General features: G+C 73.4%; 26 protein-coding genes. 13 read left to right on the top strand and 13 right to left on the bottom strand.

What is annotated here, in order from left to right:
- Window positions 1–77 precede the first annotated feature (77 nt).
- From GA0070611_RS00930 to GA0070611_RS00920, 3 genes are all read left to right on the top strand, one after another.
- Window positions 78–1,040: a zinc metalloprotease gene (locus tag GA0070611_RS00930; protein WP_091655873.1), complete on the top strand. Its 963-nt coding sequence runs from the start codon at window positions 78–80 to the stop codon at window positions 1,038–1,040.
- Window positions 1,041–1,117: 77 nt separating this feature from the next.
- A complete protein-coding gene (locus GA0070611_RS00925) occupies window positions 1,118–1,474 on the top strand; it encodes an SRPBCC family protein (RefSeq protein ID WP_091655872.1) in 357 nt (118 codons plus the stop codon).
- Window positions 1,475–1,518: 44 nt separating this feature from the next.
- Window positions 1,519–1,812, top strand: coding sequence for a hypothetical protein (locus GA0070611_RS00920; protein ID WP_091672274.1), 294 nt, complete (start codon window positions 1,519–1,521; stop codon window positions 1,810–1,812).
- Between the two features lie 9 nt (window positions 1,813–1,821).
- Here the strand turns inward: GA0070611_RS00920 and map are convergent, their stop codons facing one another.
- The gene (gene map, locus GA0070611_RS00915) at window positions 1,822–2,640 is read right to left on the bottom strand and encodes a type I methionyl aminopeptidase (protein WP_091655871.1); all 819 of its coding nucleotides are present in this window, start codon (window positions 2,638–2,640) and stop codon (window positions 1,822–1,824) included.
- Window positions 2,641–2,715: 75 nt separating this feature from the next.
- Here map and GA0070611_RS00910 point away from each other — a divergent pair, with 75 nt between their 5' ends.
- Window positions 2,716–2,982 carry a helix-turn-helix domain-containing protein gene (locus GA0070611_RS00910; protein ID WP_091655870.1) on the top strand — a complete coding sequence of 89 codons (267 nt, stop codon included), beginning with the start codon at window positions 2,716–2,718 and terminating at the stop codon, window positions 2,980–2,982.
- 9 nt (window positions 2,983–2,991) lie between these two features.
- Here the strand turns inward: GA0070611_RS00910 and GA0070611_RS31250 are convergent, their stop codons facing one another.
- On the bottom strand, window positions 2,992–3,165 hold the full coding sequence (locus tag GA0070611_RS31250; protein ID WP_167604387.1) for a hypothetical protein: 174 nt from the start codon (window positions 3,163–3,165) through the stop codon (window positions 2,992–2,994).
- Window positions 3,162–3,380: a hypothetical protein gene (locus tag GA0070611_RS00905; RefSeq protein ID WP_091655869.1), complete on the bottom strand. Its 219-nt coding sequence runs from the start codon at window positions 3,378–3,380 to the stop codon at window positions 3,162–3,164. Before GA0070611_RS00905 ends, GA0070611_RS31250 begins: the two co-directional genes overlap by 4 nt.
- A 491-nt stretch (window positions 3,381–3,871) precedes the next feature.
- Between GA0070611_RS00905 and GA0070611_RS00895 the strand changes: the two genes are divergently transcribed.
- Both GA0070611_RS00895 and GA0070611_RS00890 read left to right on the top strand, forming a co-directional pair.
- Window positions 3,872–4,999, top strand: a complete 1,128-nt coding sequence (locus GA0070611_RS00895) for a helix-turn-helix domain-containing protein (RefSeq protein ID WP_091655867.1) — start codon at window positions 3,872–3,874, stop codon at window positions 4,997–4,999.
- Window positions 4,996–5,583, top strand: a complete 588-nt coding sequence (locus tag GA0070611_RS00890; RefSeq protein WP_091655866.1) for an HD domain-containing protein — start codon at window positions 4,996–4,998, stop codon at window positions 5,581–5,583. The genes GA0070611_RS00895 and GA0070611_RS00890 overlap by 4 nt, the downstream gene beginning before the upstream one ends.
- Before the next feature lie 138 nt (window positions 5,584–5,721).
- Here the strand turns inward: GA0070611_RS00890 and GA0070611_RS00885 are convergent, their stop codons facing one another.
- Window positions 5,722–6,129, bottom strand: coding sequence for a hypothetical protein (locus GA0070611_RS00885; RefSeq protein ID WP_157740151.1), 408 nt, complete (start codon window positions 6,127–6,129; stop codon window positions 5,722–5,724).
- Window positions 6,130–6,183: 54 nt separating this feature from the next.
- On the opposite strand from GA0070611_RS00885, the gene GA0070611_RS00880 reads away from it, so the two are divergent.
- The 3 genes from GA0070611_RS00880 to GA0070611_RS00870 are packed head-to-tail and all read left to right on the top strand — an operon-like array spanning window position 6,184 to window position 8,750.
- Window positions 6,184–7,764 carry a mucoidy inhibitor MuiA family protein gene (locus GA0070611_RS00880; protein WP_091655864.1) on the top strand — a complete coding sequence of 527 codons (1,581 nt, stop codon included), beginning with the start codon at window positions 6,184–6,186 and terminating at the stop codon, window positions 7,762–7,764.
- A gap of 59 nt (window positions 7,765–7,823) precedes the next feature.
- Window positions 7,824–8,234, top strand: coding sequence for a VOC family protein (locus GA0070611_RS00875; RefSeq protein WP_091655863.1), 411 nt, complete (start codon window positions 7,824–7,826; stop codon window positions 8,232–8,234).
- Between the two features lie 42 nt (window positions 8,235–8,276).
- Window positions 8,277–8,750, top strand: a complete 474-nt coding sequence (locus GA0070611_RS00870) for a helix-turn-helix transcriptional regulator (protein ID WP_091655862.1) — start codon at window positions 8,277–8,279, stop codon at window positions 8,748–8,750.
- 108 nt (window positions 8,751–8,858) lie between these two features.
- On the opposite strand, the gene GA0070611_RS00865 is transcribed toward GA0070611_RS00870, so the two are convergent.
- A complete protein-coding gene (locus GA0070611_RS00865; RefSeq protein ID WP_091655861.1) occupies window positions 8,859–9,326 on the bottom strand; it encodes an SRPBCC family protein in 468 nt (155 codons plus the stop codon).
- Between the two features lie 72 nt (window positions 9,327–9,398).
- Between GA0070611_RS00865 and ddaH the strand changes: the two genes are divergently transcribed.
- Together ddaH and GA0070611_RS00855 are read left to right on the top strand one after the other, a co-directional pair.
- The gene (gene ddaH / locus GA0070611_RS00860) at window positions 9,399–10,169 is read left to right on the top strand and encodes a dimethylargininase (protein WP_091655860.1); all 771 of its coding nucleotides are present in this window, start codon (window positions 9,399–9,401) and stop codon (window positions 10,167–10,169) included.
- A 130-nt stretch (window positions 10,170–10,299) separates the two neighbouring features.
- Entirely contained in the window at window positions 10,300–11,499 is a 1,200-nt protein-coding gene (locus GA0070611_RS00855) for a COG1361 family protein (protein WP_091655859.1), read from the top strand.
- A gap of 49 nt (window positions 11,500–11,548) precedes the next feature.
- Here the strand turns inward: GA0070611_RS00855 and GA0070611_RS00850 are convergent, their stop codons facing one another.
- The 4 genes from GA0070611_RS00850 to GA0070611_RS00835 all read right to left on the bottom strand — a co-directional run bounded on the left by GA0070611_RS00850 (window position 11,549) and on the right by GA0070611_RS00835 (window position 14,422).
- Window positions 11,549–12,235, bottom strand: coding sequence for a hypothetical protein (locus tag GA0070611_RS00850; protein ID WP_157740150.1), 687 nt, complete (start codon window positions 12,233–12,235; stop codon window positions 11,549–11,551).
- An 83-nt stretch (window positions 12,236–12,318) separates the two neighbouring features.
- A complete protein-coding gene (locus GA0070611_RS00845; RefSeq protein ID WP_091655857.1) occupies window positions 12,319–13,458 on the bottom strand; it encodes an RNA polymerase sigma factor in 1,140 nt (379 codons plus the stop codon).
- Window positions 13,459–13,464: 6 nt separating this feature from the next.
- Window positions 13,465–13,872 (bottom strand): YciI family protein, encoded by a 408-nt coding sequence (locus GA0070611_RS00840; RefSeq protein WP_091655856.1) that lies wholly within the window; start codon window positions 13,870–13,872, stop codon window positions 13,465–13,467.
- A gap of 106 nt (window positions 13,873–13,978) precedes the next feature.
- Complete coding sequence (locus GA0070611_RS00835) at window positions 13,979–14,422, bottom strand: OsmC family protein (RefSeq protein ID WP_091655855.1); 444 nt, start codon at window positions 14,420–14,422, stop codon at window positions 13,979–13,981.
- Between GA0070611_RS00835 and GA0070611_RS00830 the strand changes: the two genes are divergently transcribed.
- Both GA0070611_RS00830 and GA0070611_RS00825 read left to right on the top strand, forming a co-directional pair.
- Entirely contained in the window at window positions 14,421–15,524 is a 1,104-nt protein-coding gene (locus GA0070611_RS00830; RefSeq protein ID WP_197675828.1) for a CPBP family intramembrane glutamic endopeptidase, read from the top strand. The two genes, GA0070611_RS00835 and GA0070611_RS00830, sit on opposite strands and share 2 nt — an antisense overlap.
- 113 nt (window positions 15,525–15,637) lie before the next feature.
- Entirely contained in the window at window positions 15,638–16,066 is a 429-nt protein-coding gene (locus tag GA0070611_RS00825; protein ID WP_157740149.1) for a hypothetical protein, read from the top strand.
- Window positions 16,067–16,082: 16 nt separating this feature from the next.
- Here GA0070611_RS00825 and GA0070611_RS00820 read toward each other — a convergent pair whose 3' ends face one another.
- The 4 genes from GA0070611_RS00820 to GA0070611_RS00805 all read right to left on the bottom strand — a co-directional run bounded on the left by GA0070611_RS00820 (window position 16,083) and on the right by GA0070611_RS00805 (window position 19,805).
- Window positions 16,083–16,820, bottom strand: coding sequence for a class I SAM-dependent methyltransferase (locus GA0070611_RS00820; protein ID WP_231921285.1), 738 nt, complete (start codon window positions 16,818–16,820; stop codon window positions 16,083–16,085).
- A 141-nt stretch (window positions 16,821–16,961) separates the two neighbouring features.
- Window positions 16,962–18,485 (bottom strand): non-reducing end alpha-L-arabinofuranosidase family hydrolase, encoded by a 1,524-nt coding sequence (locus GA0070611_RS00815; RefSeq protein WP_091655852.1) that lies wholly within the window; start codon window positions 18,483–18,485, stop codon window positions 16,962–16,964.
- A 228-nt stretch (window positions 18,486–18,713) separates the two neighbouring features.
- Entirely contained in the window at window positions 18,714–19,004 is a 291-nt protein-coding gene (locus GA0070611_RS00810; RefSeq protein WP_091655851.1) for a hypothetical protein, read from the bottom strand.
- A gap of 24 nt (window positions 19,005–19,028) precedes the next feature.
- The gene (locus tag GA0070611_RS00805) at window positions 19,029–19,805 is read right to left on the bottom strand and encodes a MerR family transcriptional regulator (RefSeq protein WP_091655850.1); all 777 of its coding nucleotides are present in this window, start codon (window positions 19,803–19,805) and stop codon (window positions 19,029–19,031) included.
- Window positions 19,806–19,813 lie beyond the last annotated feature (8 nt).

The raw sequence follows: 19,813 nt of genomic DNA, 5'->3' as shown, positions 1-19,813 counted from the left end.
GGGACGTCGACCAGCGCGCTGGTCGCGGCGGAGATCATCGCGTCTCCCCCATTCCCCCTATGCGCGAAAGGTACAAGATGCGCAGAAGACCGACGTACCGACTTGCGGTACTGACCGCCACCGCGGCCCTGCTGGCCACCGGCGGCGGCGCTTCCGGGGCGGTCGCCACCGCCGCGCCCGCGGCCCCCTCCGCGGGTGTCGCGGCCTGCGAGCCGGGTGCCGAGGGGCACAGCGCGGCCCGCGCGGCCGAGGGTGCCACCGCCCAGGAGCCGGAGCTGTACTCCAAGAACGAGGCGAACGCCTACGGCGTGATCAAGGATTCGCCGCGGCTGCCCAACGGCAGCGTCACCATCCCCACCGTCTTCCACATGGTCTCCGACCACCCGCTCAGCGCGGCGGAGACGGCCCGCTGGAACACCCTGATCGCCAACCAGATGACGGTGCTCAACGACTCGTACGCGGGCCGCACGGCCGCGGACGCGTCCGACACCCCGTTCCGGTTCTCGCTGGTCGACACCACGTGGACGGTCAACAGCGCCTGGTACACGGTGGAGCCGGGCAAGAACGAGCGGGACATGAAGCAGGCCCTGTACACCGGGGACGCCCGCACGCTGAACGTGTACGCCGCCAACATCGGTGGCGGCCTGCTCGGCTGGGCGTACTTCCCGAAGGGCTACAACAACGGCCGGGACTACATCGACGGCGTGGTGATGCTCGACGAGTCGATGCCGGGCGGCACCGCCGGCAAGTACGCCCTCGGTGACACCCTGACGCACGAGGTCGGGCACTGGCTGATGCTGGAGCACACCTTCGCGCACGGCTGCTCGGCCTCCGGCGACTACGTCGCGGACACCCCGCGCGAGGCGGCCCCGCAGTTCAACTGCCCGGTGGGCGCGGACAGCTGCTCCGCCCCCGGCCTGGACCCGATCCACAACTTCATGGACTACACGCAGGACTCCTGCATGAACATGTTCACCGCCGGACAGGCGGACCGGATGAGCGACGCCTGGGTCGCGTTCCGGGCCGGCGGCGGTCACTGATCGCAGCACCGGGGAAGGGTCGACGGGCCACGGTCCGTCGACCCTTCCGCGCGTCCGGGCGACGGCTAGGCTGAGGCATGATCGAAGCGGGCAGCCGGGCGCGCAGCCAACCACCGCCACCGGCCGTCGTCTTCGAGGCGCTCACCGAGCCCGACCGCGATCCGATGCGCCCCTGGCTGCGGCTGCTCGACGACGAGCAACGGCCCCGGATCCTGCGCGCCGAGCACCCGCACCTCGTGGTCTGGTCGTCGCTCTGGCCCAAGCGACCGGACGCCGAGATCCGGTTCGAGCTGTCCCCTGACGGCGCGGGCACCCGGCTGCGCTGGACGTTGCTGGTCGACGAGCCGCCGCCCGATCCGTCGCTCCTCGGCCACCTGCGCAAACGGCTCAACCAGTTGGTCAACGCGGACCTGCGGTACACCTTCGGCCAGTGACCGGCCCCGCCGGCACACCCGCCCGGCGTGCGACCATGCGGGGCATGAGCAGCGAGATCCCCGTCGAGGTGAGCGCCCTGGCGATCAACGTGACCGTCCCGGAGCCGCTGCGCTGGACCGACACCCGGCGCGGCGAGGAGTTCACCCTGAGCACGCTCAACATCCGGCTCCTGCCGGACGGGCACCTCGCCGCCAAGGCGTACGGCCGGCCCACCAACGGCGGTCGGGGCACGTACGTCTCGTTCCCGGTGCCCGACCGGCCCGAGCTGGCGGCCCTGATCGCGCGGGCGGCCGGCCGCGCCGGGGCGCTCTGGGCCGGCCACCAGGGGCTCGGCTGAGGGTCGCGCTCAGGAGGCGGCGGCGGACTTCCGGCCGGGCTCGGCCGGGGCGGCCTGCTCGGCGGGACGGCGGGTCAGCACCTGCGGCCCGGCCGCCGTGATCGCCACGGTGTGCTCGGAGTGGGCGGTCCGCGAGCCGTCGGCGGAGCGGATCGTCCAGCCGTCGTCGTCCACCTTGATCTGGTCCGTCGAGCGGCAGAGCCAGGGCTCGATGGCGATGGTCAACCCCGGGTCGAGCCGCATCCCGCGCCCGGCCCGGCCGGTGTTCGAGACGTGCGGGTCCTCGTGCATGGTCCGGCCCAGCCCGTGCCCGCCGAACTGGGTGTTCACCCGGTAGCCGTACGAGTGGGCGACCTCGCCGATCGCGGCGGAGATGTCGCCGATGCGGCCGCCGGGCTGCGCGGCGCCGATGGCGGCCTCCAGCGCGACCTCGGTCGCCTCGATCAGCTTCAGGTCGGCCGGGTCGGGGGTGCCGACGACGAACGAGAGCGCCGAGTCGGCGACCCAGCCGTCGATGCCGACCGCCATGTCGATGCTGAGCAGGTCACCGTCGCGCAGCACGTAGTCGTGCGGCAGACCGTGCAGCACCGCGTCGTTGACCGACAGGCAGAGCACGTTGCGGAACGGGCCGCGCCCGAACGACGGGGCGTAGTCCCAGTAGCAGGACTCCGCGCCGCGCTCGGCGATCCGGCGGCGGGCGTGGTGTTCGAGGTCCATCAGGTTGACGCCGACGGCGGCCACCCCGCTCAGCTCGGCCAGCAGCTCGCCGACGAACTGGCCGGTCACCGCCATCCGGTCGATCTCCTCGGCGGACTTCAGCTCGATCACGACAGCCTCCCTCTCCCCATGCGGTATTTTTATACCACGCCAGGTCGGACCGCTCCGGAGGGATATCCTGCTGCCATGGTTCGCCACCCGCTCACCGCCGAACAGATCGCCGCGGGCCGGCGCCTCGGAGCCGCCCTGCGCACCGCGCGGGCCGGCCGCAGCCTCGTCGAGGTGGCCCTCGCCGCCGGCATCTCCCCCGAGACGCTGCGCAAGATCGAGGCGGGCCGGCTGCCCGCACCGGCGTTCGGCACCGTGGTCTGCCTCAGCCAGGCCCTCGGCGTCCCGCTCGGCGACCTGGCCGACGTCTGGCTCGCCGACATGCGGGTCCGCCAGGCGTCCTGAACTGCGTGTTCACACAAGCCGGCGCAGCCGGACCTTAGGGCGCTCGTCGCGCAGGTGGCCCAGCTTGTGCTGGCGCACCTGCTCGTCCCACACCGCCTGGTCGTAGTCCGGGTCCGGCGCGATCCACCGGTGCGAGCCGTCGCTGTAGTGGAACTTCTCGTCGCCCGCCCGCAGGATGCTCATCGGATCCAGCCGAGGAAGCGCCGGTGCAGGTCGTCGGCCGGCAGCCAGTGCAGGTCCTGCACCGCCCGCGCGAACTGCGCGCCCAGGTAGAGCGCGAGCGACACCGGAGCGGCGGCGAACTCCGCGCGCAGCTCCCGCCGCCGGGTCTCGCAGGGCCAGGGCCGGTCGCAGCCGGCGCAGCTCCAGAGCGGCAGCACCGGCCCGTGGGCGATCATCCGCGACCTCCGAGCGCCGTCGCGGCCCGGTGCCGCGCCGCCCGGTCCGTCGCCCGTTCCACCAGCCATCCGGGTACGCCCCGACTCACTGCTCCTCCACCGCCGGCCAGTGGCCACGGCCGATCGGGACGCGATGTCGACTGCGGCAGGGCAACTCGGCACCGCACCGGCAGACCCCGGCCTCGTTCCGCCCTGACCACACCGGACGGTGCCGTCGCGCCAACGTCATAGCGACGGCGCTCAGGTACTGGTCGTAGGAGACCCGTCGCCACGGCGGCGTTCTCTCCCGCATCGCTGGCTCCCTTCGCCGGCAGCCCGACGCAGCTGCCCCCGTTTCGTCACGCCAGCCCTGGAACGCTGGGTAACCGTGACGCTACGATTCGGGCGGCAACCGTTGTACTCACCAGCGGTACGAGTGCACGGGCCACTCGTTCCCGGCGGCGAGCCTGGTGAAGGGGAACGTCGACCACCGGTCAACGTAGGGGCATTCAATGGCAACTCGCGGACGGCCGGCAGCACCGCGCGGTGAGGTGACCGGTTATCTCCTCAAGCTGATCCGGGAGTCCATCCCGCTCACTCAGGAACAGCTCGCCGCCGAGTTGGCCGTAGACCGGACCACCGTGCAGAGCTGGGAGACCGGCCGCCGCCCGTTCGCGGCGGTGCCGTTCGGCCAGGTGATCGCGATTCGCCAGCGGCTCTGTTACCTCGGCGCGAACAACGCACTGCTCGCCGCCCTCGACGACGCCACCGAGGCGGACTACATCCTGTCGGCGGTCCTCGACGAGCAGGTGGAAAACACCGACATCACCGCTCAGCCGCTCGGCCGGTCGGTGCTCACCCACCGACTGTCCGACCTGATCCTCTGGCCGGTCCTCGGCCAGTGCCCCACCTTCGTCCGCAACAACCCCACGGCCACCCGCAGACGAGGACCGGTGGCAGTCGGGCCATCCCTGCCCGCCGAGCAGCGACGCGCCTTCTTCACCCGCCTGCACGTCCTCGCCGAGCGGTCGGCTGGAGCGCGCCGATCCCACGTGCTGCTGCACCGGCAGGCCTGCTTCCTCGCCGGCATGGATCCCACCGGCGGATCCGCAGCCTGGCTGACGTCAAGCAACGCCCGCTCGACCCGCCGGACGACCTTCCACACCTGGTCCCCGCTCTGGCCCGACGCGCGCTCGGTGGTCACCTCGCTGGCGAACCAGGGTGACCCGGAGCCGTTACGCGACTTCATCGCCCGAGCCCACCCCGACGACGCCTGCGAACGGGCGGCCCTCAACTACTCGGCCTACTGGGTAGGCGAACTTCCCTACCGGCAGCCCGATGACTCGTTCATGCCGAGCGCTTTGGGCGACTGGCGCGGATCGCTTCTCCTCCGCCACCTGGTCCAGCGCCTCCATCCGGAGCACCCGATCGTGGACCTCAACATCCACAACGTCTGGGCCCTGCTGGCCGCGCGACGGGGCCTCCCCCTCGACGACCACGCCACCGGGCAGGCACTCCTGGACCGCTGCACGCGGCTCCTGGACAGCGACGCGATCTCCGTCCAGTCCCGACGGGAACTAACCTCTATCGTCTACACCCTGAAGGCAGACGGAGTCATCGGCACAGGGACGGGCAGATGAGCGACGACCACGACGCCGCCGGAGCCGTGCGCTTCATCTTCGAAGCCGGCGTACTGAAACGCGCCGCCCGCACCGGCTGGTGGTTCGCCGGCGTGAAGCACCCGGAGTCGATCGCCGAGCACTCGTTCCGCACGGCGCTCATCGGGATGATGCTGGCCGCCATGGAGGGCGCCGACGCGGCGCGGGTGTCGATGATGTGCGTCCTGCACGACACGCAGGAGACCCGGATCACCGACATCCCGCACATCGCCAAGCGCTACCTCACCGCCGTGCCGAACACCGCCGTCACCGCCGACCAGGTTGCCGGCTGCCCGCCCGCCGTCATCGACCTGATCACCGCCGCCGTGGCGGAATACGAGGCGGGCGAGACCGTGGAGGCCATCGTCGCTCGCGACGCCGACAAGCTCGAATGCCTCATCCAGGCGGTGGAGTACCGACACCAGGGAATCGACAACGTCCAGCGGTGGATCGACAGCTCGCAGGCAGCCCTGAAGACGGCATCGGCACAGCGGCTCGCCGATGCCGCCCTCGACGGCCAGCCGCTCGCCTGGTTGACCCCGCCTCCAACTACGCCAGCCAAATAGGCGTGCGAAAGCCAAGCAGCAGCCCTAAGGCCACTCGTGTTCGGGCCCACACCAAACCAGGAACAGAACGTATCAGCTTTGGTGAGCACCCCGGTGAGGCTCGCGCTGCTAGCCGCCACTGCGCTCCTGACGGTATCCCTACTTGCCTTCGCTCCGGGGCAGCGCGAACGGGTCCTCGGGCAGGAAACAGCCGTAGTCCCGCAACGCCCTCGGATCGTCCAGCACCACCTGCTGCAACCACCCGGCCGGCGACAGCCCGTCCGCCCGGTCGCTCTCCCGAGTCCCCGGCAGCGGCCCACCCGCACCCGCCAACTCCCCCGAGACAGCGTCGGCGGCGAGCATCCCGTCCCGGTCGAGCAGGGCGTGCACCGCGTCGTACACATCGGTCACCGCCTCGACCGCCTCGGCCGCGCTCAGGGCGGGATCGGCGTCCCGCAGCGCCTGCCGCGCGGCGGCCAGGAACCGCTCCGGATCGACGACGACGACATCGCGGCGGGTCCGCACGCTGATCGTCATGCCCGCCCGGGGTGCCACGCCGTCCGCCATGCCCGGAAGACTAAAGCCGGCGGAAGGCGAGCACGACTGCACTACCCTCGCCGCGTGGACATCGCGGAGATCGAGGCACCCGTCGTCGGCGTCACCGTCTACCCGGACCGGGCCCGGGTCACCCGGCGCGGCAGCGTCCGGCTGGCCGCCGGTGAGCACCGGGTACGCGTCGCGCCGCTGCCGCTGCACCTGCGGCGGGACTCGATCCGGGTCGGTGGTCGGGGCGCGGCCACCGTGCTCGGCGTGGACGTCACCACCTGGCGGCAGGCGCGCAGTGCCGACGCACAGGTCACCGCCTTGGAGCAGCGTCGCCGGGAGCTGGCCGACGCGCTGGCCGAGGTCGGCGACGCGGACGCGATCGAGGAGCAGCGCGCGGAGTTCCTCGGCCGGCTGGCCGAGCGGGCCGGTGGCACGTACGCGCGGGCGCTGGCCGCCGGGGACGCGGCCCCGGCCGACGTGGCTGCCTTCACCGAGTCGGTGGCCGGTCAGCTCGCCGAGTCGCACGGCCGGCGGCGCGGGCTGGCCCGGCGGCGTACCGAGCTGGCCGAGGAGCTGGCGGCGGTGGAGCGCGACCTGGCCGCCGCGCAGGGCAAGCGGGCCCCGGACCGGCTCGCCGCCGAGGTGGCCGTCTCGGTCGAGGTGGACGACGCCGAGGTGGAGCTGGAGCTGACCTACCTGGTGGACGGGGCCGGCTGGCAGCCCTCCTACGACCTGCGGCTGGTCGACGAGACGATGACGGTCACCTGGTTCGGGCTGGTCAGCCAGAGCACCGGCGAGGACTGGCCGGAGTGCGAGCTGCGGCTCTCCACCGCGCGGCCGGCGGCGGCGACCGCCGTACCCGAGTTGTCGCCCTGGTATCTGGACCGGTTCCGGCCGTTGCCGGTGCCGCCGCCGATGGCCGCGGCCGCGTTCGGCGGGCCGGTGCCGCCGGGGGCGGCCGCGCCGGCCGGCGGTCGGCCGCGCGCGGCGGCGCCCGCCCAGCGGGTCCGGGAGAGCGTCGCCGAGGTCGAGCAGGGGGTCAGCGCGGCCACCTACCGGCCGGCGCGGGCGGTGGCGGTGCCGGCCGACGGCAGCGCGCACCGGGCCACCATCGCGGTGCTGGAGCTGCCGGCCCGGCTGGACCACGTGACCGTCCCGGTCCGCGCCGCCGAGGCGCACCTGCGGGCGACGGTACGCAACACCTCGACGCACACCCTGCTGCCCGGCCCGGCGGCGGTGTTCCACGGGGCCGACTTCGTCGCGGCCACCCGGCTGAAGACGTGGGCGCCGGGCGAGGAGACCGAGCTGGCGCTCGGGGTGGACGACCGGTTGCGGGTGGAGCGGAAGCTGCACCGGCGCACCGAGACGAAGGCGACGCTCGGCTCGACCCGGCGGCGGGACGTCGAGTACCGGATCACCGTCGCCAACCACACGCCCCGGCCGGCGACGGTCGAGGTGCGCGACCAGCTGCCGGTCTCCCGGGACGAGGGGGTGGTGGTGCGGGAGACGGTCCTGGAGCCGACGCCGGCCGAGCGGACCGAGCTGGGCGAGCTGACCTGGCGGCTGCCGCTGGCCCCGGGGGAGAGCGGCGAGGTCGCGCTGGGCTTCCGGGTGGAGCTGGCCAAGGGGGTGGAGCTGACCGGCTGGCGGGAGTAGCCGCCACTTCGATCAGGAATCGAGAAGTGCGGTCGGGCGACCGTATCTAGCCTGGTCGTATGGATCTCACCATTCACACCACCGTCCTGCCGCACCTCGACGCGGACGCCTCGCTGGCGTTCTACCGCGACGTCCTCGGCTTCGAGGTCCGCACCGACGTCGGGCAGGGCCGGATGCGCTGGATCACGGTCGGCCCGGCCCACCAGCCGGACACGTCGATCCTGCTCGCGCCGCCGGCCGTCGACCCCGGCATCACCGAGGACGAGCGGCGGACCATCAGCGAGATGATGGCGAAGGGCACCTACGGCTGGATCCTGCTGGCCACCCGCGACCTCGACAGCACCTTCGAGAAGGTGCAGGCCGGCGACACCGAGGTGGTCCAGGAGCCGACCGAGCAGCCGTACGGCATCCGCGACTGTGCCTTTCGCGACCCCGCCGGCAACCTGGTCCGCATCCAGGAACTGCGCTGACCGACGTCTGGAGGACACCCCCTCGCCGAACGGAGTCCCGTCATGTGTCACCCCGCCTGGGGCCGCGCCCGCACCGAGGCGCAGCGGCTGGCGGACCTCGCGCGGCTGCGCCGGGTCCGCGACCGCATCGACCGGGAGTACGCCCAACCGCTGGACGTCGAGGCCCTCGCCCGGGCCGTGCACCTGTCCGCCGGTCACCTGAGCCGGCAGTTCCGGCTGGCCTACGGTGAGTCGCCGTACGCGTACCTGATGACCCGCCGCGTCGAGCGCGCGATGGCACTGCTGCGCCGCGGCGACCTGAGCGTCACCGAGGTGTGCTTCGCCGTCGGCTGCTCCTCGCTCGGCACCTTCAGCACCCGCTTCACCGAACTCGTCGGTGTTCCGCCCAGCGTCTACCGACGCCGCGCGGCCCCGGCGGCGGGCGTACCGTCCTGCCTGGTCAAGCAGGCGAACCGGCCGGTCCGGCGACGGGCGGCAGTGCCCGGCCGGGTGCCGGCCGGATCGCCGCGGGGCTGACCGGCGGACGGTCGGGCGGCGACGGCTCCGGCTGGTACCGGCCGGGCATCGTGGCGGGCATGTCGAACCTGGCCCGTCGTGTCGGCCGTCGCCGCCACCCTCGCCGCGCTAACCCACCGCCTCCACGTGCGCGGCCAGGTTGGCCAGTGAGGAGGCCATCGCCTCCTGGTGGACGGCCTGGTCGATGCCGGGCGGCACGCCGGTGGCGGTGACGGTCACCCCGGTCCCCGCCCCGGCGGCGGCCAGCTGCCAGGTCATCGTCATGGTGCCCGCGTACGCCGGGTCGTCGGCCTCGAACACGGCCCGCTGCACCACCCGCTCCGCCGGCACCAGGTCGGCGAAGCCGACGTCCACCACGTCGGTCGCGTCGGAGGTCTTGCCGGGGTTGCCGGTGGCGTCGAGGTAGGTGAGCACCATCCGGAACCCGCCGCCGGGCCGGGGATCCCACCGCTCGATCCGGCCGCGCATCCCGTCGGGCGGCAGCCAGGCGGCCAGCGCGTCCGGGTCGAGCAGGGCGGCGTACACGGCCGCCGGTGGTGCCGCGATCAGCCGGCTGGCCCGGTCGGTCCGTTCCATCGCCCGATTCTAGGGTCGCCCGCCGCCCGGCCGGCGGTTGAGCGCGGCCGCCCGCCCCGGCAGACTGGCCGGATGACGCGAGGCATCGCCCTGGTCCGGCAACCCGGCGACCGGCTGGCCGAGGGGCTGGTCACCCACATCGAGCGCAGCGACGTGGACGTCGCGGCGGCCCGGCGGCAGCACGAGGCGTACCGGGCGGCGCTCGCCGGGGCGGGCTGGCAGGTCCACGAGGTCGAGCCGGCCGACCACTGCCCCGACGCGGTGTTCGTCGAGGACACCGTCGTGGTCTGCGCCGACCTGGCGGTGCTCACCCGGCCGGGCGCGCCGGAGCGCCGCCCCGAGGTCGCCGGCACCGAGAAGGCGGTACGCGCCGTCGGGCTGGAGGTGGTGCGCATCGAGGCGCCCGGCACCCTGGACGGCGGTGACGTGCTCCAGGTCGGCAGCACCGTCTACGTGGGACTGGGCGGCCGGACCGACGCGGAGGGCGTCCGCCAGTTGGCCGCCCACCTGGCGACCCGGGGGCGCACCGTGGTCCCGGTGCCGCTGCGCGAGGTACTGCACCTCAAGTCGGCGGTGACCGCGCTGCCCGACGGCACCCTGCTCGCCCTGCCGGAGCTGTTCGACGCGACCGCGCTGCGGCAGCCGGTGCGCCCGGTGGACGAGGAGGCCGGCTGTCACGTCGTACCCCTCGGCGACGGCCTCGTCCTGCTGGCGGCGTCGGCGCCGCGCACCGCGGCGCTCGTCGCCGACCTCGGCTTCACGCCGGTCGTCGTCGACATCAGCGAGTACGAGAAGCTCGAAGGCTGCGTGACCTGCCTGAGCGTGCTGATCCCGGCCTCCTGACGGCGCGGGACGGGCAGGGGTTCCGGAACGGAAACCGGACGGCTACCGTCCCCATTGTTGCCTGTCCATGTCGAAGGGGTCTTTCGTGATGGGATTCGGACGTCGATGGCTGCCCGCGACAGCGGCGGTCGTGCTGGTTCTGCTGGGTGCGGCGGGGGTGCCGACGGCGTCCGCCTCGGCGGCCCCGAAGGGCCCGGACCTCACGGTCGACCTGGTCGGCGGGACGATTCCACTCGGCGTCACGAGCAAGACCCTGACCCTCAGGATCACCAACGAGGGCGACGCGAAGCCGACCGACGCCCGGGTGTACGTCCAGGTGTTGGCCCCGGTGGACGACGCCCAGAAGGTCACGCTCTGGCCGACCGGGGCCCTCGGTGACTGCGACGGCGACGTCGTCGGGTGGTACTGCGAGGTGCGGCCGGAACACCTCCCCGGGCCGGGCGAGACCGCCGAGCTGCCGGTGAGCGCCGGCATCCAGGCCAGGCAGCCGATGAACCTGGAGATCAAGGCGTCCGTCGAGGTCAAGCCCAACGACGTCGACCCGGCCGACAACACCCGGTCGTTCACCGTCCGGGTCGTCGACCGGCCGGCGGCCGACCTGTCGGTGGTCGCCCCGGACGTGACGAAGGCGGTCCGGGTCGGTACGGGCGGCGGCCTCGAACCCACCGGGCCGTTGCCGCCGGGCGGCACGGGAGCGGTCCGCTACACCATCGCCAACCAGGGCCTGGCACCGGTCGACGGGGTCCGGGTCGAGCTGCACCTGCCCGCCGGCGTGACGTTCACCGCGCCGCCCGGCGAGTGCGTGCTCGGCGACGCCGGCCGGTCGGCGGTCTGCACCTACGACCGGCTCGCCCTGATCCCGGTCAAGCAGGACACCGACCCGGACGACGCCCTGCACTCCGCCGTGGCGCTGCAGCACCTGGTGACCGTGTCCGCCGACACCCGCGCGCCGGTCACGCTGCGGGGCGGCACCGTGCGGGTCGAGGGTCTGCGGGCGGAGCGACCGGAGTCGGCCGCCCCAGCGCGGGCCGCGCTTCCCACGAACGCCGTCGCCGTGCCGGCGGCCGACGTGGACACCAGCGACAACCAGGACGGGTTCGCCGTCGTGGTCGCCGCGAAGAGCAGCGGCGGCGGCACCGGCAACGGCGGCGACCACCCCGGCGGCGGAACTGGCGGCAGTGGTGGCAGTGGCGGCGGTGGCCTGCCGGTCACCGGGCCGGCGGCCGCGCCGGTCGCCGGCATCGGTCTCGCCCTGCTGGTCGGTGGTGGCGTGCTGCTGCTCGGCACCCGTCGCCGCCGGACCGCCGGCGGCGGACGGTCGGCCGGCTGAGCCGCCCGGCCGACGGTGGTCGGCCGGCTGAACTGCCCGGCTGACGGCGTCACCGTCGGCCGTCCCGGCTCCAGGCCATGACGCCGATCGGGCGGGGCCGGGCGTCGGTCCAGAGCCGGAAGACCCGCACCGCCCGCTCCTCCGAGCACCACCACCGGTCAGCCGGTCCGGATGCCTCGGGCACCGGCGACAACCCGTCCACCAGCCGGGCGAGTTCCGGGCCGCCGATCGCCGTGGCGGCCCAGGGCTCCGGCGCACCGGGCCGGACCGGCACCCAGTCGGCCAGCTCGTCCAGCAGCGCGTGTCCCTCGATCAGGTGCGGGACGGAGGGACAGACCTCCAGGAAGGGGCCCCCGGCGCGCACCCCGAACCGGCCGTCGGTGTGCACGAGATAGCGCACCGGCGACGAGACACGCTCGCCGTACCAGCCGAACGACCATCCCGTCCGCTCCGGGTGGATCCCGTCGAGGAGGTCGAAGTGCCAGCGGCGCAGCACGACGTGGCGTTCGTCGCCGACACGCACGCTGCGGCGCAGGTCGTAGCGCAGGCCGCCGTACCGGTCGGCGAACCCCTCCCGCCGCACGATCAACTCGACCGGGGCGGCGACCAGCCGTCCCGACCGGTCCCGTACGGTCCGGAAGTCGGTCAGCAGTCGGGGCGGCGTCGGCTCCCGGACCGCGACCCGGCGCAGGAAGGCCCGCGCCCTCGGGGACAGACCGTCGGGGTCGTCGAGCACGTGCACATGAACTTCCCACCTGAGCGGCGCTGCGCCGGCGGCCAGCGTAGCGGAGCACGAGCACCGACGAACGGCCGCTCAGGTCAACGGCGGGCGTTGAGCCGGGCCGCCTGCCGGGTCAGGTGGTCGCGCTCGGCGAGGTTCGGGGCCTGCCGCGCCGCCTCGGCGTAGAGCCGGGCCGCCGTGGCCGGGTCACCGGCGCGCTCGTGCAGGTACGCCGCCACCGCGGTGTGCCGCGGCAGGGTGTCGTCCAGGCCGGCGAGGGCCGCCAGCCCGGCACGCGCCCCGTCGGCCTCGCCGACCGCCACCGCGCGGTTGAGCCGGACCACCGGGCTGTCGGTGAGCCGCACCAACTCGTCGTACCACTCGACGATCTGCACCCAGTCGGTCTCCTCGGCGCTGCGCGCGTCGGCGTGCAGCGCCGCGACGGCGGCCTGGGCCTGGAACTCGCCCAGCCGGTCCCGGGACAGCGCCACCTGGAGGATCCCGATGCCCTCGGCGATCGCCGTGGTGTCCCACCGGCTGCGGTCCTGCGCGGCGAGCGGGACCAGGCTGCCGTCGGACGCCGTCCGGCTGGCACGCCGGGCGTGGTGCAGCAGCATCAGCGCCAGCAGCCCGGCCACCTCGGGATGGTCGATCGCGGCCGCGAGCTGCCGGGTGAGCCGGATCGCCTCGGCGGCGAGGTCGACCTGTCCGGAGTAGCCCTCGTTGAAGACCAGGTAGAGCACGCGCAGCACGGTGGCGACGTCGCCGGGCCGGTCGAACCGGACGCCGGAGACGGTGCGCTTGGCCCGGCTGATGCGCTGCGCCATCGTCGCCTCGGGCACCAGGTACGCCTGGGCGATCTGCCGGGTGGTCAGCCCGCCCACGGCGCGCAGCGTGAGCGCGACCGCAGAGGACGGCGTCAGCGAGGGGTGGGCGCAGCGGAAGTAGAGCTGGAGCGTGTCGTCGGTCGCGGGCACCGGCCCGGGAGGCGGCTCCTCCTCGACCCGGTCCTCCCGGCGGCGGCGGGCGGCGTCGGCGCGGGCGGCGTCGAGGAACTTGCGCCAGGCCACCGTGACCAGCCAGCCCTTCGGGTCGCGCGGCGGGTCGGCCGGCCAGGCGCGCAGCGCCTCGACCAGCGCGTCCTGCACGGCGTCCTCGGCCGCCGCGAAGTCGGCTCCGCGGCGGACGAGGACCCCGAGCACCTGCGGGGTGAGGCTCCGGAGCAGGGCCTCGTCCATCTCAGCTCACTCCGTGATGGTGGGCGGCTCGGTGAGGAACGGGCGCAGCTCCAGCCACTCGTGGATCGGCTCGCCGCCCGCGCCGGGGGCGGCCGACAGCTCCCCCGCCAGCTCGACGGCGCGCTCGTAGCTGTCCACGTCGATCACCATCCAGCCGGCGATCAGGTCCTTCGTCTCGGCGAAGGGACCGTCGGTGACCGGCGGCCGGCCCGGCCCGTCGTACCGGACCCACGCCCCCTGCGGGGCGAGCGCCTGGCCGTCGACGAACTCGCCGGTCTCCTCCAGCCGGGCGGCGAAGTCGTTCATGTACTGGATGTGCGCCGAGATCTCCTCCGGCGTCCACTTCTCCATCGGCACGTCGTTGGCCGGAGCCGGAGCGCCACGGTAGTGCTTGAGCAGCAGGTACTTGGCCATCGGTGCTCTCCTCGGTGCTGGTGCGACCCGTACTGGTCGCGTTCACCCCGGGGACGGGGCCGGCCCCGGCTTCTCGACATCCCCGCCGGAATTTTTTCCCCGGGCCTCAGCCCCGGTCGGTAGCGGCGGCGTCGACGACGGTCACGGCCGTGCCGAGTTCGACGGTACGGGAGACGGTGCAGAGCCGGTCGTGCGACTGCTGCAACGAGCGGGGCAGCGCCTCGCGCGCCCGGTCACCGTCCGGTCCCGCCGGGAACGTCACGGTGAACTCGACCCGCAGGTTCCGCATCCGGTTGCCGCCGGCCTCGTCACGGATCTTGTCGCCGCTGACCTCGACGGCGAACCCGTCCGGTTCGGCACGCCGGCTGGTGATCAGGTCGACGTCGATGGCGGTGCACCCGCCGATGGCGGCCAGCAGCAGCTCCACCGGCGTGAAGCTGTCGTCGTCGCCGGAGCCCATCGCGATCGAGCCACCCCGGGCGTTGCGTACCTGGTAGCTGCCCAGGGCGGTGCGCTCGATCCGTACCGAGCGGAAGGTGTCGTCACTCATGACGACGAACCTACCGATCCACTCCCCCACCCACCGGCCGGACCGGATACGGCACGATGTCGGAGTGGATCTCGCCGCACCTCCACCCCCACCCCCGCCCGCCGCCGTCCCGTACGCCGCCCCGCCGCCCGCCGCGCCCGCGCCGACGGGATGGCTCCGCCGGCCCGGGCCCGGCACGCCGTACCACCGTCTCGCCCGCACCGCCGCGCACCGCTGGTGGCGTCCGGTGCTCGGCACCGTCGTGCTGGTGGTGGGCGCCATCGCCGCGATCATCGGCCTGATGGCCGTCTGGTGGACGGTCGGCCACCTCACCGGCCGACCCCTCGACGCCGACGACTTCCCGACCTTCGGTCCGGTGGCCGACACGGCGTTGACGCTGCTGGTGGTGGCGGTGCTGCTCCCGGTCGTCCTCCTGGCCGCGTTCGCGGTGCAGGCGCGACCGGTCGGCACCCTGTCCTCGGTGTGCGGGCGGCTGCGCTGGCGGTGGCTGGCCGAGTGCCTGCTGCCGGCCCTCCTCGCGGTCGGCCTGCTGCTGGCCGGGATGGCGGGCTTCTTCGCCCTCGCCGGTGAGACCGTCCTGCCCGGCGCGGAGTCCCTGGTGGACGCGGGCACCCTCGCGGTGAGCCTGGTGATGCTCGTCGTGCTGGTGCCGGTCCAGGCCGCCGCCGAGGAGTACCTCTGCCGGGGCTGGCTGCTCCAGGCCGTCGGCGTCTTCCTGCGGACGCCGTGGCCGGGGATCGCGGTGCAGGCGGTCGTGTTCGCCACCCTGCACGGGTGGGGTACCCCGTGGGGCTTCATAGACCTGTGCTTCTTCGGGGCCGCCCTCGGGTGGCTGACCGTGCGTACCGGTGGTCTGGAGGCGGCCATCGCCTGGCACGTGGTGAACAACCTGGCGTTCATGGGGCTGGCGGCGGCCTTCGGCCAGCTCGCCGATCAGGAGACGGCGGCCGATGCCGGCTGGCAGCTGCTGCCGGTGGACGTGCTCGCCATCACCGCGTACGTGCTGGTCGTCGACCGGCTTGCCCGGCGTCGGCGGATCGCGCGGACCGTGCCCGCCGCGCCGGTCGGACCTCCGACCACGCCCGCGCCCGCACTGCCCTGATCCGCACTGCCCTGTTCCCGGCACCGGCCTGCCCCGGCAGCCTCGTACCCGGACCGGGCGACCGGACGGCCGGGGACACCCCGGTGACCGCCGTCGCACTACAGTGGACCCTCGTGAAGCGCCCGCCGTTGCCCCCGATCGTCGAGCAGACCCGCGTGTTCCTGCTGACCCAGACCTGGCTGCTGCTGGTCGGGCTGCTGATCTTCCTGCTGCTGCTGGAACCGTTGAGCGCACGCGGTCCGCTCGACGACGAGGCGTCGAACGCCCTCGGCGTACTCCTCGGTTCCCTGATCCTGACCCCGACGGTGCTGGCGCTGGCGGCGAAGGCAGTGCGGCACGGCTGGGCGGCCGGCTGGGTCCTCGCGCTGCTCGCGGAGGCCGCCGTCGGGTTCCTCTGCTACGCGGCCGCGGACTTCGGGCTCTTCTTCGGCGTGCCGACACTGCTGGTCGTCGGCCTCGGGTGCTGGGTCGTGGTGAACCTGCTGCGCGCCGACACCCGCCGCTTCTTCTTCGGCCGCGCCCGCACGGCGGCCCGGGCCTGACGGTGACCGTCGGCGGTCACCGGGCCCCGGGCGCTTCCGCGTAGTAGGAGTGGACCGCAGGCTGGCCGGTGTAGTTCGGCCCGGCCCGGTCGTCGGCACCCAGGTAGGTCCAGGGCAGGGACACCGGGCCCGGTCCCCGGCGGCCGATCCGGTGGCGGCGGGTGTCGACGGTGAAGCCGGCCGCGCGCAGTGCGGTGGCCAGTAGCCGGCCGACGGGCCGGCCGTCGGCGCGGCGGATGCTGTCCAGGTCGAGGTCGGCGGTGAACTGCCCGTCCTCGGCGAGCCAACCGGCGACGCGGGTCAGGGCCCCCAGCTTGTCGCCGACGTAGTGCAGCCCGTGCACGCAGGTGATCAGGTCGAACCGGCGGTCGGGCGACCAGGACGTGATCGAGGCACAGGTCAATCGCAGCGCCTGCCCCCGGGCGGGCGTGGGGTCGAAGAAGTCGACCAGGTCGACGCCGACGATCGTGACCCGGTCGTCGAGGCCGTCCCGGGCGAGGGCGTCCGCGGCCTGCCGCAGGCCCCGGCCGGTCCCGCAGCACAGGTCCAGCCAGCCCATCGTCGCCTGCCGCGACCGCCGCGTCCTGGTCAGGAGCCAGTCGAGCGGATTGAACCCGAGTTCCCTGGTGTAGCTGTTCACACCGGCGAGCTGGCGCTCCCGGTTCATCGCGGAGTTCGCCACCACCGCGGACGCTTCCAGCGTCGTGTCGTCGAGCAGGCGGTCGGGCGCGGCGAACGGCTCACCGGCACGCACCGGCGCCGCCATTCGGGTCCGCGGTGACGGGTTCGGTGCGCACGCCACCAGTCTGCCGGCGGTTGCCCCCGTCCCGCCAGGCACGGGCGGGAGCCCGGCCCGCGCGGTCGCGGGCCGGGCTCCCCGTTGCCGGGTACGTCGTCAGCGTTGCAGGGTGAGCACCCCCGGCCGGTACGGCAGCAGGCCGTAGTCGCCGCCGGAGTTGGTGGCCCGGCCCTGGTACAGCAGTTGCAGGTTGCACGGGTCGACGGTCTTGGTCTGGTCCGGGTTGGTGCGGACCAGGTCACCGTGGCTGATGTCGTTGGTCCAGGTGGCGCCGCTGTTGGCCTTGCCGGCGAACGGGTTGCTCTCGCTGGTGGCCTGCGGCGTCCACGAACCACCCAGGCTGCTGGCCGTGTACGACCGGAAGTACCTACCCTGCGACCCGATCGACTCGACCAGCATCAGGTACTGGTTCTGGCCCTGGATCCTGTAGACCTCGACACCTTCGAAGAGGTTGTTGGTCGTGTCGCTCAGGATCGTGGTGTAGCTGGAGCCGAAGTTGCCGGGGAAGTTCCCGATCGGCATGCTGGCCCGGTAGATCTTGCCGTTGTCCCCGGCGAAGAAGAGGTACATGTTCGTGCCGTCGCCGATCAGCGTCTGGTCGATCGGGCCGGTGCCGGAGCCGGAGATGCTCCCGGTGAACAGCGTCTGCTGCGCCGACCAGCCGTTGACGTTGGTCGGGTCGCTCGACGTCCGGTAGGAGAACGCCGTGCCGCCCCACTGGTAGGCGAGCACCCAGATGTTCTTCGGGGCGAAGTAGAACAGCGTCGGCGCGACGGCCGAGAACGGCATCGTGTTCTGCGCGGCCGAGGCCATGTCCGACCAGTTGGTGAACGGGCTGAAGGCCATCGAGCCCCACGACGTCCCGGTGTCGTGGGTGGTCGCGTAGACGACGTGCCTGCCGTTGTGGACGACGTTGGTGAAGTCCTTCAGCGACGCCCAGCCCGACTTCGGCTGCGCCAGCGCACCGGTCGACGACCACCGGTACGTCGACGGCAGGGTGCAGCCGCCGCTCGGCGGCGGCGTGGTGGGGGTGCCGCCGCCGTCGACGCGGACGAGCTGCCACTGCTGGTTGCTGCCGTTCCAGTCGTCGTACTGGACGATGTTCCCGCCGTCGGCGGTCGAGGCGCCCTGCACCTCCATCGCCTTGTTGCTGTTCCGGTTGATCAGCCGGACGTAGCCGCTGTCGGAGTCGGCCAGCCGGAACTGCTGGTTGGTCCCGTTGAGGTCGGTCCACTGCACGATGCTGGCGCCGTTGGCGGTGGAGAAGTTGTAGTCGTCCAGCACCTTGCCGGAGAGCCGGGAGCGCAGCCGGTAGTAGCCGCCGCCCGAGTCCACGAACTGCCACTGCTGCTGGTTGCCGTTGTTGCGGGTCCACTGCACGATCCGCGCGCCGTCGTTGGTGGCCAGGTTGTAGACGTCCAGGGCCTTGCCGCTGTTGCGGTTGACCAGCACGTACCAGGCGCTGGTGTCGACCGTCGCGGCGGCGGCCGGCGACGACACCACCGCGGCGGCGGCCACGCCGACCGTCACCGCCGTGAGCGCGGCACCGACGGCCCGGGGCAACCACCTGCGACGCCGCGCCGGCGACGCGGTCGATGCGGACCTCCGAAAGGCGAACATCATCCTCCTTCGATGACGGCAGGGCCCGGCGCGACAGGCGAGCCGGACCGTGTGTGAGCGATAACAAGCAGTCCACGGCGCGGCGACGCAGGCCCGGGACCCGCCACGAAGAGCCCCCAACCCATCGCATGAGTCAGGGATGTTGCCGCCGTGTTGCCATCGACTGTGAGCGATAACATCACATCCGTCAAGGGGACCCGATCCAGGCCGGCCGACCCGCACCCTGGGTCAGGCCGGGCGGTCCAGGAGCCGCACCCGCCACGCAGGGTCCGCCAGCAGGGCGGCCCGGGTCCGGGCGTCGACCGCCGGGCGCGCCGCCAGCGCGCCGCGCACCCGGGGCGAGGGGTGCCGGGGCATCGCGTCCCGCACCCGGGGTGGCAGCTCGGCGCGGCGCGAGAGCCCCGCGTACGCCTGGTCCGGCCACAGCGCGAGCAGCCGCAGCAGCACCTCGTCCGGTGCCGCCGGGTTGCGCGCCAACCCGCGCAGCACCGACGTCGTCGGCTCGGCCTCCCCCGTCATCGACCGCACCCTATCCCGACCCGGTCAGCCCCGGGGTACGCGCTTCTCGACCCGGGTCCACCCGTCCCACCCGCGCGCGGCGAGCAGCTCCCGCAGCCGACCGACGACGGGATGGGCGCCCTCGGCGAACGCGTCCATCAGCTTCACGAACGCGGGGTCGGGCGTGACCTCGTCCTGGAGTTCCAGTTCCCCACTCGCCTCCGCCTGCGCGAACAGCTCGCTCATCAGGTCGGCCGCCTCGACCAGCAGCGCGTCGTCGTGCACGTTCTCCGCGATCCGGCCGACGAGCCGGTAGAAGCGCACGACCTGCGGGTTGGCCAACTGGCCCACCTTGTCGGCCATGAACGCCGGGATCTTCTCCGGCCAGCGCGCCGCCATCAGGATCCACGCGTCGCGCTCGGCCTCGACGACGAGCGCCGGCGCACCGACGGCCCGCAGGCGGTCCAGGTAGTCGACCACCTCGGCCGGGACGGCCAGCGAGTCGCCGGAGCCGAGCAGCGCGATCCGCCGCCGGTGCTCCTGCAACGTGCGGATCTGGGTACGCAGCTGCCGGTCGATCTCGGCAGTCGCGGCGGCGAACGTCGCGGGGTCGGCGTCGAGCAGCTCGCGGACCCGGGCCAACGGGACGCCGGCCTCGGCCAGGGTCCGGATCCGGACGAGCCGCACGACCGCCGCCGCGTCGTACGTCCGGTAGCCGGAGGCGTCCCGCTCCGGCTCCGGGAGCAGCCCGATCTGGTGGTAGTGCCGCACCGCGCGGATCGTCACTCCCGCGTACGACGCCAGCCGTCCGATCGTCAACATGGGCTCAG

It is taken from the genome of Micromonospora auratinigra (assembly GCF_900089595.1).
In the GTDB taxonomy this organism is placed as follows: Bacteria; Actinomycetota; Actinomycetes; order Mycobacteriales; family Micromonosporaceae; genus Micromonospora; species Micromonospora auratinigra.
This window is presented reverse-complemented; position numbering and strand designations above follow the sequence as displayed.